The sequence below is a fragment of the Micromonospora sp. C97 genome (assembly GCF_018070385.1).
GTDB classification, from domain to species: domain Bacteria; phylum Actinomycetota; class Actinomycetes; order Mycobacteriales; family Micromonosporaceae; genus Micromonospora; species Micromonospora parva.
The window spans coordinates 21,166-31,534 of record NZ_JAGPXU010000023.1; the positions used below are offsets into that span (position 1 = coordinate 21,166).

A 10,369-nucleotide genomic window follows, 5' to 3' on the forward strand; every position below is an offset into this window, starting at 1 on the left:
CGGTACGATCGCGATCTTGTTCGTACTGCAGGGAGCCCGTGAGATCCTCGTGCGGCCGCCCCGGCAACTCCCATGCTGAGAGTAGGTGTCGTCAATGGCATGCCGTATCGGTGAGATCGTGCTCAAGTGCCGCGACCTCGAGGTGCTGGCGCGGTTCTGGTCCGAGGTCCTGGACTTCGTCGAACTCGATCGCGAAGAGGGCGTCTACATCGAGATAGGCCCGCGCGAAGGGTTCGGCGGCCCGCAGCCGACGATCTTCCTCATCCGCAACGACGATCCGAAGAGCGGGCACGCCCGGCTGCACATCGACGTCAACCCCACCGACCGCGACCAGGCCGCCGAGCTTGAGCGCCTCCTGGCCGCCGGGGCCGTACCCGTCGACATCGGTCAGCCGGCCGATGCGTCGTGGCACGTGCTCGCCGATCCGGAGGGCAACGAGTTCTGCCTGCTCCGTAGCCGCCTCGACCCACTCTGACGGTGCTCGCCCACGCTGCGCGAGCCGGACTGCGACCTATCGACGCCCGCACACCTGTTCCCAGCGAACAGCATGCGAACGAGCAGGTCGAGTGACGTTTCGGCTGACCTTCGAGGTGCCCCCGGCAGGATTCGAACCTGCGACACACGGTTTAGGAAACCGATGCTCTATCCCCTGAGCTACGGGGGCGCGAGGGCCAAGTCTAGCGACCTGGGGGGTCACCTGGGGTGGCAGGGAGTGGCAGACGTTCACCCACCTCCCCTGGGCCCCTGTTTGCCCAGCCCAGCACCACATCCTGAGCACGCGAACCCTGGCCTCGCCACCGGGGGCGGTCGGCTGCGGTGCCCACCTGTGACGGGTGCCGACGATGACCGCCCCCCGCCCCGTGTCCGCTCACCCCGCTGGGTGCGGGTTCGACGCGGCCAGTGCGGATGTCGGCGGCCAGCACCACCTACGTGTTGAAATGGATCTACTCAATACCGAGTAGAGTCCATGGTTCGAACTACAGGATGAGGCCGAGGGATTTGATGAGCCCGAGCAGCACGACTCCTCGGATCGCAAGGGAAGACGACCTCGCGGGCTTCACGGCCGGCCAGTTCCTGGCCGTGACGAAAGCCCTCACGATGATTCTGGCTCTCCCGCCGTCAGCCGCCGACCACGTCGATGCGCTCGTGATCGCCACTGGCCAGGGCGAGGAATGGCGCTTCACCCACGCGATCCGCAGCTGGGAGACGAACCTCGATCTCCGCTACCTCCTGGTGGCCAACGGCAACCCGACCGAGAAGACCTACGTCGACATCACACTCGGTTACCTGCGCAGCCTCGGCCTCCGTCGCGTCGGTGGAGTTCACGTCCAGGCCGAGCCGGCTCCCAACACCGCCCTCCAGGCCGCGTGGATCGTCGACCAGGTCAAGGCCCACGGCATCACGAGCCTGGCGCTCGCCGTCTCTCCCTACCACCTGCCCCGCGCCTACCTCACGCTCCTCAAAGCGTTCACCGAGTCAGGCGTTCGCCTTCCCATCATTCCGGTGCCGGTGGCGGTGCCCCCGGACCGGCTGGTCCCGGAAACCGGCGCCACCGCCTACGACCTCGTGCCCGGGGAGGTGAAGCGCATGCTGACGTACGCGGACCAGGGGTGGATCGCGACGCTTGAGGAGCTGCAGCAGTATCTGCAGTGGCTGTGGAGTCATCACGAGCCGCTTCTCCGTGGGGGCTCGCGACGGTCTGTCGAGGATGGCGTGTCGGCCTGACATCCACCGGGGCGCCCGGTGCAGCAGGCCGCCAGCCTACGAGCGTGGGGGTCGGGCGGCGCGGCGACGCTCGGTGAGCCGTCGCGCCTTCACCGCGTTGCCGCAGTCGGCCATCCGGCACCAGCGGCGGGAACCGTTGCGGCTCTGATCGAGGAACAGCCAGCCACAGCCACCTTCGAGCACCTGGCAGCGGCGCACCCGGGTCAGGTCGGCCGTCAGCATGACGTCGAAGGCGGCCTCGGCGATCCGGTCGGGCACCAACATGGCCGGCACCGTGCCGTACGCCAGCCGCACCCGTGACGGTTCGAGCACGAATCGCGCTCGGGCGGCCGCGCCGGACCAGCGCTGGTGCAGGGCGACGAGTGCGGCACCGGCCGCGATGGGGTCACCCGGCGTACCACCGTCCGGGTCGATGATCGCCGCAAGCAGCACGAGGTGCAGCCCTTCGCGGATGTCTCGCACGGCGGCCAATCCGGCATGCGCCGCCGCGGGCTCGTCGCGCCACGCCTGAGCAACCTGGTCAGCCTCCGCGTCGCTGATCAGGCCCACCCGACCCGACCAGCGCAGCAAGGCGGAGCTGTCGGACAGGAAGTCGTGCGGCGACTCGCCCCCTCGCTCGAGTGTGTTGACCAGATCGAGCACAGGGTGCCCGCCGACCAACGGCAGCTGACACACGTCGAGTGGCATGCCGACAAGGCTACCACCTAAACCCTCGAAGGAGGTTATGCTGCGGCTCGGCCCGGGGCCGGTGACGGCGGCGAGACCCCCGCCGTCATCCGGTCGGACCGCAGCGGGCGGCGCAGGCGATCGGCACATGACCAGTGCGGTGAGCGAACGCCTACGCCACTGCCCCGATCACGCGGCATGGGCGCCGGCGGTGTCGAGCCGCTCGACGTGTGCCGCGTCGAGCTTGACGTCGATCGCCGACATGGCAGCCGCGTACTGGTCGAGGGTGCGCGGCCCGATCAGCGGCACGATGCTCGGCGACATCTGGTGCATCAGCCACGCGAGCACCAACTGGTTGGGCTTGACCCCCAGCTCGGCGGCGAGCGCGGTGAGAGCCGTGAGCCGCGCCTCGGCATCCGGACCCTGGTACGGATCCATGATGTCGTGGTTCCGCCGCTTCGCCGGATCGTCGTAGACCCCCTTGAGGATCGGCGAGTACGCGACCAACGTCAGGTCGTCGTGCGTCCGCAGGTAGTCGAGCTGCTCGTCGTCGACGATGGACTTGTGGTCGAGCCCGGCGCGGCGACGGAGGTAGCTGTGTTGTTGCTGCACCGCTACCGGCGCGGGCCAACCATGGCGGTCACAGAGCTGCCGGATGCGTTCCAGCCGCCAGGTGCGCACGTTGCTCCAGCCGACGTACCGGGCCTTGCCGGCGCGGACGATCTCCGCCAGGGCGGCCAGCGTCTCCTCCAGCGGCGTCGACCGGTCGTCGACGTGCACGTAGAACAGGTCGACGTGGTCGGTGCCGAGCCGCCGCAGGCTGTCGTCGATGCCCCGGCGTACGGTGTCGGCGCCGGCACCCTCGAAACGGGCCTGGACCTCTTCCCACGTCTTGCCACGCGCCTCTTCCGGATCGGCCAACCGCGCACCGCACTTGGTGGCGAGAAAGACCTTGTCGCGTCGACCGCCGCGGGCGAGCCAGCGGCCTATCAACTCCTCACTCTCGCCACCGGTGTTGCCCGGTGACGGCCACCACGCATAGCAGTTGGCGGTGTCGACGAAATTGCCCCCGGCATCGAGATAGCGGTCCAGCATCTCCACCGACGACGCCTCGTCGGTGAGCGTTCCCATCAGCATGCACCCGAGAGCAATCTGACTGACCTGCTCACCCGTACGCCCCAATTCCACAGTCCTCATGGCGGGAAAGCTATATGTTCGGGCGTCCTCCACGTCAACCCGTTGCGCTACTCGAAAAGCGCGCCGGTCATACGCCTCCGCGGAACGGAAAAAGGGCGAGCTGCACCGCTGTCGGAGCCTGAGATTGGCCGATGCTCGCATACTGACGCATCGTGGTAGCCACCGGCGGCTACCACGATGACTCGGGTCAACGGCGTCCGCGCCAATGGCGCGGTGGGACATGCCGACGGCGACGGGTTCCTGGTTCAGCAACTCGACGCCGTCAGGCACGTCCGTGACGCGGCACCGTCAGTTCTGCAGTGCGGGGCGGCCAGGCGCGACGTACTGCCACCCGGCCTGCTGCCACTCCTCGGCGTTGAGCAGGTGCCGCCCGTCCACGATGTTGCGGCTCTTGACCTCCTTGCCCAGCACCCGTGGGTCGAGGGTGGCGAACTCCTGCCAGTCGGTCAACAGGGCCACCGCGTCGGCGCCGCGGGCCGCGTCCAGCGGGCTGGTGGTGTAGGTCAGGTGGGGGAAGGCACGCCGCGCGTTCCCCATCGCCCGCGGGTCGTAGACAGCGGCGACACCGCCCTCACGGCTGATCAACTCAGCCACGTACAGCGCGGGCGAGTCGCGGATGTCGTCGGTGTTGGGCTTGAAGGCTGCGCCGAGCACCGCCACCCGCCGTCCGCTGAACCCGCCGCCGCACTGCTTGCGGAGCAACTCCACCACCCGGTCGCGGCACCGCAGGTTCACCGCGTCGACCTCGGCCAGGAAGGCCAGGGCGTGGCCGACGCCGAGGTCGTGGGCGCGGGCCCGGAAGGCCCGGATGTCCTTCGAGATGCAGCCGCCGCCGAAGCCGAGGCCGGCCTTGAGGAACTGCTCGCCGATACGCGGGTCGCGTCCGAGCGCTTCGGCGACGACTGTGACGTCGGCGCCGCTCGCGTCGCAGAACTCGGCGATCGCGTTGATGAAGGAGATCTTCGTGGCCATGAAGGAGTTGGCGGCGGTCTTGATGACTTCGGCGGTGGGCAGATCGGCCACCACCACCGGGACGCCCGCCTCGATCAGCGGCGCGTAGACCTCGCGGAGCACCGCCTCGGCGGACGTGTCGGCCACGCCGAGCACGAGGCGGTCCGGGCGCAGGGTGTCGGCCACCGCCGTACCCTCGCGCAGGAACTCCGGGTTCCAGGCGACCGCCACCTTCTCGCGGTCGGGCGCCAGAACGCGGAGCATCTCGGCCAGGTGAGCCGCGGTGCCGACCGGCACTGTGGACTTGCCGACGACCAGGCACCCGTCCGCCAGCGACGGTGCCAGACCCTCGATGGCCGCGTGCAGGTGGCTGAGGTCGGCTGCGCTGGTGTCACTGCGCTGCGGCGTGCCCACGCAGATGAAGTGCACGTCGGCGCTCGCGGCGTCCTCGTACGCGGTGCTGAACCGCAGACGCCCCTCGGCGAGATTGCGGGTGATCAGCTCGTCCAGCCCAGGCTCGAAGAACGGCACTCGGCCGTCCGCCAGCGCGGCGATCTTTTCCGGGTCGATGTCAATCCCGATGACCTGGTGCCCCAACTCGGCCATACCGGCGGCGTGTGTGACACCGAGATACCCGCAGCCCAGCACGGAGATCGTAAGCACTGTGCCTCCTAATTCCAGTCCGCTGATGGTTTACTGGCGGCCGCTGCCGTCCGCCGTAGGCCTTCCTTGAGGGCGACCTGTGGCCGCCAGCCCAGTTCCCGCTCGGCTCGAGTGATGTCGGGGCAGCGCTGCCGAGGGTCGTCCTCGTCGGCCTCGATGAACTTCAGCGGTGACCGGCTGCCCGTCACCTCGAGGATCATCTGAGCCAGGTCACGGATGGTGACCTCGTGGACGTTGCCGATGTTCACCGGTTGCCCGTAGTCGCTCTCCGCGATCGCCAACAGGCCTCGCGCGGTGTCCTCGGCGTAGCAGGGCGAACGCGTCTGGTTGCCGTCGCCGTGGATCGTCAGGGGGACGCCGTCGAGGGCCTGGGCGATGAAGCCGGAGATCACCCGACCGTCCGGGCGCATCCGCGGGCCGTAGCTGTTGAAGATGCGCGCGATACCCACGCTCACGTCGTGCTTCTTGCCGTAGGCAGTGGTGAATGCCTCGGCGAACCGCTTCGCCTCGTCGTAGACGGATCGCGCGCCGATCGGGTTGACGTTGCCCCAGTACTCTTCGTCCTGCGGATGCTTCAGCGGGTCGCCGTACACCTCCGAGGTGGAGGCCAGCACGAAGCGGGCTCCGCATCGGTGGGCGATGCGCAGCGCGTTGTGGGTGCCGTAGCTACCGACGAGCATGGTCTCGATCGGCAGCCGATAGAATTCGGGAATCGACGCCGGCGACGCCAGGTGCATCACCAGGTCGACCGATCCCGGCGTGTCGAATTCCTCGGAGACATCCGCCTCCACGAGCGTGAAACCCGGTCGGCTCATCAGGTGCTCGATATAGCTACGGTGCCCGGTGGAGAAATTGTCGACGCCAATCACCTCCACGCCGGCGGAGAGGAGCTGCTCGCAGACGTACGAGCCGAGAAATCCTCCACCGCCGGTCACCAAGGCTCGTCGGAATCTGCTGGATTGCGACACGGGAACCTCCAATCCCTGTCGAAAGTGGGTTGGACCTCGGCTACGCGGAGCCTTATCGCACCGCCGCGTCAATGCTGCGACGGCTGAGCCCACTCTCCGGTGGGATGAACGTACTGTCGGCCGGGTACTCTGCACGCGGCTCGACCAGCACTCAACGGGCCCGCACGCCTACCGTTGCGACGGACTGGCGCTACCTCAGACAGCGGGCGGAAGAACAGCTTGTTCGCGCACGTCGTGCCGGCCGGCCGCCTCGTCGCGAATCTGCCCGAGTAGCTCGTCGGCCTCCAGGCGACCCAGCAGTGCGTGGAACTGGTCGAAGATCCCGAGCGCCTGGGAGGCCCACTCCAGTGCGGAGGAGTAGTCCCGTCGAGCCCGGTGCACCCGCGCGAGCGCCAGGCAGAATCGCGCGGTGGCGAGCCGGTCGCCGTTTCGGCGGGCGATCGCGTACCCGTGGTTCAGTGTCACCGCCGCCTGGTGATGCTGGTGTTGCCGCAGTTTCACGAGACCGAGCCCGTGCAGCACGTGCGCCTCGCCTGCCCGGTCGTGGCCGCCGCGTACCAGCTTCAGGGCCTTGGTCAGCTCTTCCTCGGCCCGGGTCAGGTCGCCGTCCTCGAAGTGCAGTTCACCCAGCCGATGCAGCACCATCGCCTGGACACGGGTGCTGTTGACCTCGGTCACCTTCCGCAGCGCCTCAGCCAGCAGCTCGGCGGCGGAGCCGCGCTCGCTCCATTCCAGCTTGATGCGCGCCATGCCGCTGAGGATGTGCGCGGTGCCCGCCGCGTCCCCGAGCGGATGCAACGCGGCAAGTGCCTCGCTGTAGCGCGCCCACGCTTGATCGAGGTCACCGTGCACCCGGTCGAGGAAGGCCAGGTGCCGCAGGGCGAGGGCGCGGCCGCGCGCCTCGCCGATCTCGTCAAACACCTCAAGCGCCTGGGTCAGCCGGGCGCGCGCGTCGTCGAAGCGCTGCTCGACGATGTCCACCGCGCCCAGCGAGTACAGCATCGCGGCAGTGCCGAGTCGGTCGTCAGCCTGCCGCGCGGTGAGCAGGGCGATTTCGTGCGTCGCTCGCCAGTCGTCGAGGTAGCTGCCGGTCTCGAAGAGCGCCACCATGGTGATCGCCAGGTCCCAGCAGTAGTCGGGAGCACCGGCCTGGGATGCCTGACCCACCGCGGCCACCGCGGCGGCTCGTTCGTTCTCGAACCACATCAGCGGATCGCGCAGGAGGTCGTGGACGAGGTGTCGTGGCAGACTCCAACGCTCCGCCCTGCTGTGAATCACGGTGTAGTCGCCGCCGTACAGGATGCGGTGCGCCTCGTCGGCGAGGAACAGCCACGCACCGAGGAGACGCCGAGCGGCCTCCAGCCGGACCGGCGCGGTCTCCTCGGCCGCGAGCCGCTCACGGGCGTAGACCCGAACCAGGTCGTGCAGCCGGTAGCGGGTATCGACGCCGAATCCACCCACGACCTCCAGCAGCTGCGCGTCCACCAGCGCGTCGAGCGTGTCGGACGCGGTGGCCACGTCGATGTCGAGCAGCGGCGCCGCGGTCCAGCTCGGGAAGTCGTGGGTCTCGAGCAGGCCGAGCCGCCGCAACAGCCGTTGCGCCTGCTCGTCGAGGCCCTCGTAGCTGATCGCGATGTTGGTTCGCACATCCAGGCCGCCGTGCGCCAGCTCGTCCAGACGCCGGCCCTCGTCCTCAAGTCGCTCGGTCAGCTGCGCCATCCGCCAGTGCGGACGGGCGATCAGCCTCGCGGCCGCGATCCGCAGCGCCAGCGGCAACCGACCGCACAGCTCGACCAGGCGTAGGGCCTCGCGCGGTTCGGCGGAGGCCCGTTCGGAGCCAACCATCCGGGTCAGCAGTTCGACGGCGTCGCGCTGTTCGAGTGCGCTCACCTCGACGAGCCGGGAGCCGGGGATGCCGGCCAGGCGGCGCCGACTGGTCACGATCACACCGCAGCTGGGGCTGCCCGGCAGGAGCGGGTAGACCTGTCGCTCGTCGACGACGTCGTCCAGGACGATCAGCACCCGGGACGCGGCGATCTGGCTCCGAAAGGTCGCCGCGCGCGCCTCAAGCCCTTCGGGTATCGAGGACCCGGGCATGCCGAGCGCGCGGAGAAAACCGTCGAGGATCTGGGAAACACCGCCGCTGTGTGACCGCTCCGGACCCAACCGGGTGAACAGCAGCCCGTCCGAGAATTCGCCGGCCAACTCGTGGGCCAGGTGCACGGCGAGGGTCGTCTTTCCCGCACCCCCGCGGCCGGTGATGGTCAGGACCGGCACGGAGTCGTGGTCGGAATGACCGCTGCCATAGCGCAAGAAGTCGCCCAACTCGGTCACGAGCTCGCCGTACCCGGTGAAGTCAGGTATGTCGGCCGGAGCCATTCGGGGCACCGGGGGCGCCGGCTCGATCGGATTCGGCCATTCCTGCTCCACTGCCGGGCCGGGCTCGAGGTCTCCGTTGAGGATGGCCCGCTCCAACAGCCGGAGCGGCTCACTCGGCTCCAACCCGAGGTCGTCGATCGAGGCCTGCCGCGCCGACCGGTATGCCGCCAGCGCCTCCGCCTGCCGGCCGGCCCGGTAGAGCGCGGTGATCAGCTGTTGCCACAGCCGTTCCCGCAGCGGGTGCTCGGTGACGAGCGCCATCAGTTCGTCAATGGTCTCGCGATGCCGGCCGAGGTGCAGCTCCAGTTCGAGGCAGTCCTCGACGACGGCGAGCCGTCGCTCGGCGATCCGGGTTGCCGCCGCCTCGACCAGCCGGCTGTCCACGCCGCTGAGCGGAGCCCCGCGGTACAGCGCCAGGGCCTGCCGAAAACCCGACGCGGCATCTTCCAGCCGTTGCTCCCGCAGCGCCGTGCGGGCTTCGCTCAGAAGGTCGTTGAAGATGTGCAGGTCCAGCTCACCCTCGGCGATTCTGATCTGGTAGCCGGCCGGGTTGGTGACGATCCGATCGTCGAGACCGGTGCCTCGGAGCGCACGTCGTACCGCCGATATACAGATCTGAATCTGACTTTTGGCTGTCGATGGCGGCGATTCCTCCCATACCGCCTCGATAAGCCGGCCGAGCGGGACCACATTATTGGCCTCCAGTAGCAGCATGGCGAGCACTGTCTGCTGCCGGGAGGCGGTGATGCTTGCGTTCACAACGTGCAAAGGTCCAAGTATGCGGAAAACCTGCAAATTTCCTCCCCGTCGACAAGCTTCCTCCCCGTCGACAACGACACATCGCCAGCCCAACGGCACCCCCCGGAGCCGGCCGGATGATCGTTTGACGCCCCGCATAGGAGAACGTTTTACATGGTAGCGAAGCATGCAGGCGGGCACCAGGCGAGATTCGGGATCGCCGATGTTTCAGAGCGTCTATGAGATGACGTGTTGGCCAGGCGCAGGTGAACGTACGACACCGTGATTCGACGGGTCATGCGGGCCGTACCAGCCCGACGGGCGTGAAGTCAACGTGCACCCGATGGCGCGCGCAGTTCCGAGCGAGCAGACGACGGCGGGCGCGTCACGCCGGGGCTCGCTCGGCGATCGTGAGTGGGGCGGCGAAGTCCCGCGAGGCCGAGGGCTCGCGGCCGCCAAGCTTTTCTCGGGGTCGCCCCCGCCGCTCTCCCTCGCAACCGGGACGGCGGGTCAGCGCGCGGAAAACGCCCGGTCGACGCTGATCCAGCACCGTCGGGCCCAGGGGCAACCATGCGGCGCAGACACCGCGCCATCCCGCCGGCGGCGCCAGACCACGCACACCATCCACTGATGACCCGCTCAGCCCGCTCCCGCCGGCGCGTTATGCACGTTCTCCGTAGACGGCGAAACCCGCAGCGTTGAGGTATACGGCCATCCGCAGGTCGAGCTCGATCTCGCGTACCTGGATGGACACCGAGAAGTCGCGGTATTCCGCGACAGTCCCGAGGCCGGCGAAGTAACTGGAGGGATCGAACGTGAGCTGATGGGCGCCGCGCTTCACCTGAAGCTCCTCCAGCGCCGGCAGCCGGCCGTCATTTGCCGTGAACCCGGACATCAATGGTGCCCAGCCTCGATCATCGCGGCTGTGCAGCCGCACCAGCACGCCCGGGACAGGTCGGCCCGACGCGCCATCAATAATGCGAACACCAATCATTTGACATCCAAGTCCCTCCATTTATGGCAGCGGCTCGCGTGAGCTTACAGCTGACCGCTTTCATCCCGCTATCAAGTCGGCAAGCGCT

8 protein-coding genes and 1 tRNA gene are annotated in these 10,369 nt (G+C 68.4%); 2 read left to right on the forward strand and 7 right to left on the reverse strand.

The window, feature by feature from the left end; genetic code table 11:
- Window positions 1–94 precede the first annotated feature (94 nt).
- Window positions 95–475 carry a VOC family protein gene (locus KBX26_RS24365; RefSeq protein WP_210866511.1) on the forward strand — a complete coding sequence of 127 codons (381 nt, stop codon included), beginning with the start codon at window positions 95–97 and terminating at the stop codon, window positions 473–475.
- A gap of 116 nt (window positions 476–591) precedes the next feature.
- Here KBX26_RS24365 and KBX26_RS24370 read toward each other — a convergent pair.
- Window positions 592–664 (reverse strand) — tRNA-Arg (locus tag KBX26_RS24370).
- A gap of 338 nt (window positions 665–1,002) precedes the next feature.
- Between KBX26_RS24370 and KBX26_RS24375 the strand changes: the two genes are divergently transcribed.
- Window positions 1,003–1,725 (forward strand): hypothetical protein, encoded by a 723-nt coding sequence (locus KBX26_RS24375; RefSeq protein ID WP_210866512.1) that lies wholly within the window; start codon window positions 1,003–1,005, stop codon window positions 1,723–1,725.
- A gap of 36 nt (window positions 1,726–1,761) precedes the next feature.
- Here KBX26_RS24375 and KBX26_RS24380 read toward each other — a convergent pair whose 3' ends face one another.
- From KBX26_RS24380 to KBX26_RS24405, 6 genes are all read right to left on the reverse strand, one after another.
- The gene (locus tag KBX26_RS24380; protein WP_210866513.1) at window positions 1,762–2,412 is read right to left on the reverse strand and encodes a CGNR zinc finger domain-containing protein; all 651 of its coding nucleotides are present in this window, start codon (window positions 2,410–2,412) and stop codon (window positions 1,762–1,764) included.
- A gap of 168 nt (window positions 2,413–2,580) precedes the next feature.
- A complete protein-coding gene (locus tag KBX26_RS24385) occupies window positions 2,581–3,588 on the reverse strand; it encodes an aldo/keto reductase (protein WP_210866514.1) in 1,008 nt (335 codons plus the stop codon).
- A 288-nt stretch (window positions 3,589–3,876) separates the two neighbouring features.
- Window positions 3,877–5,202, reverse strand: coding sequence for a UDP-glucose/GDP-mannose dehydrogenase family protein (locus KBX26_RS24390; protein ID WP_209444497.1), 1,326 nt, complete (start codon window positions 5,200–5,202; stop codon window positions 3,877–3,879).
- 8 nt (window positions 5,203–5,210) lie between these two features.
- Window positions 5,211–6,170, reverse strand: coding sequence for a GDP-mannose 4,6-dehydratase (locus KBX26_RS24395; protein ID WP_030329290.1), 960 nt, complete (start codon window positions 6,168–6,170; stop codon window positions 5,211–5,213).
- 195 nt (window positions 6,171–6,365) lie between these two features.
- Complete coding sequence (locus KBX26_RS24400) at window positions 6,366–9,476, reverse strand: BTAD domain-containing putative transcriptional regulator (RefSeq protein WP_081883716.1); 3,111 nt, start codon at window positions 9,474–9,476, stop codon at window positions 6,366–6,368.
- 472 nt (window positions 9,477–9,948) lie between these two features.
- Window positions 9,949–10,281, reverse strand: a complete 333-nt coding sequence (locus tag KBX26_RS24405; RefSeq protein WP_167337272.1) for a hydroxyisourate hydrolase — start codon at window positions 10,279–10,281, stop codon at window positions 9,949–9,951.
- Window positions 10,282–10,369: the final 88 nt, after the last annotated feature.

Excerpts from the sequence above, each read along its gene's own strand:
- KBX26_RS24365 (WP_210866511.1), top strand. The coding sequence starts at position 95 with ATGGCATGCCGTATCGGTGAGATCGTGCTCAAGTGCCGCGACCTCGAG.
- KBX26_RS24375 (WP_210866512.1), top strand. The coding sequence starts at position 1,003 with ATGAGCCCGAGCAGCACGACTCCTCGGATCGCAAGGGAAGACGACCTC.
- KBX26_RS24380 (WP_210866513.1), bottom strand. The coding sequence starts at position 2,412 with ATGCCACTCGACGTGTGTCAGCTGCCGTTGGTCGGCGGGCACCCTGTG.
- KBX26_RS24385 (WP_210866514.1), bottom strand. The coding sequence starts at position 3,588 with ATGAGGACTGTGGAATTGGGGCGTACGGGTGAGCAGGTCAGTCAGATT.
- KBX26_RS24400 (WP_081883716.1), bottom strand. The coding sequence starts at position 9,476 with ATGCTTCGCTACCATGTAAAACGTTCTCCTATGCGGGGCGTCAAACGA.
- KBX26_RS24405 (WP_167337272.1), bottom strand. The coding sequence starts at position 10,281 with ATGATTGGTGTTCGCATTATTGATGGCGCGTCGGGCCGACCTGTCCCG.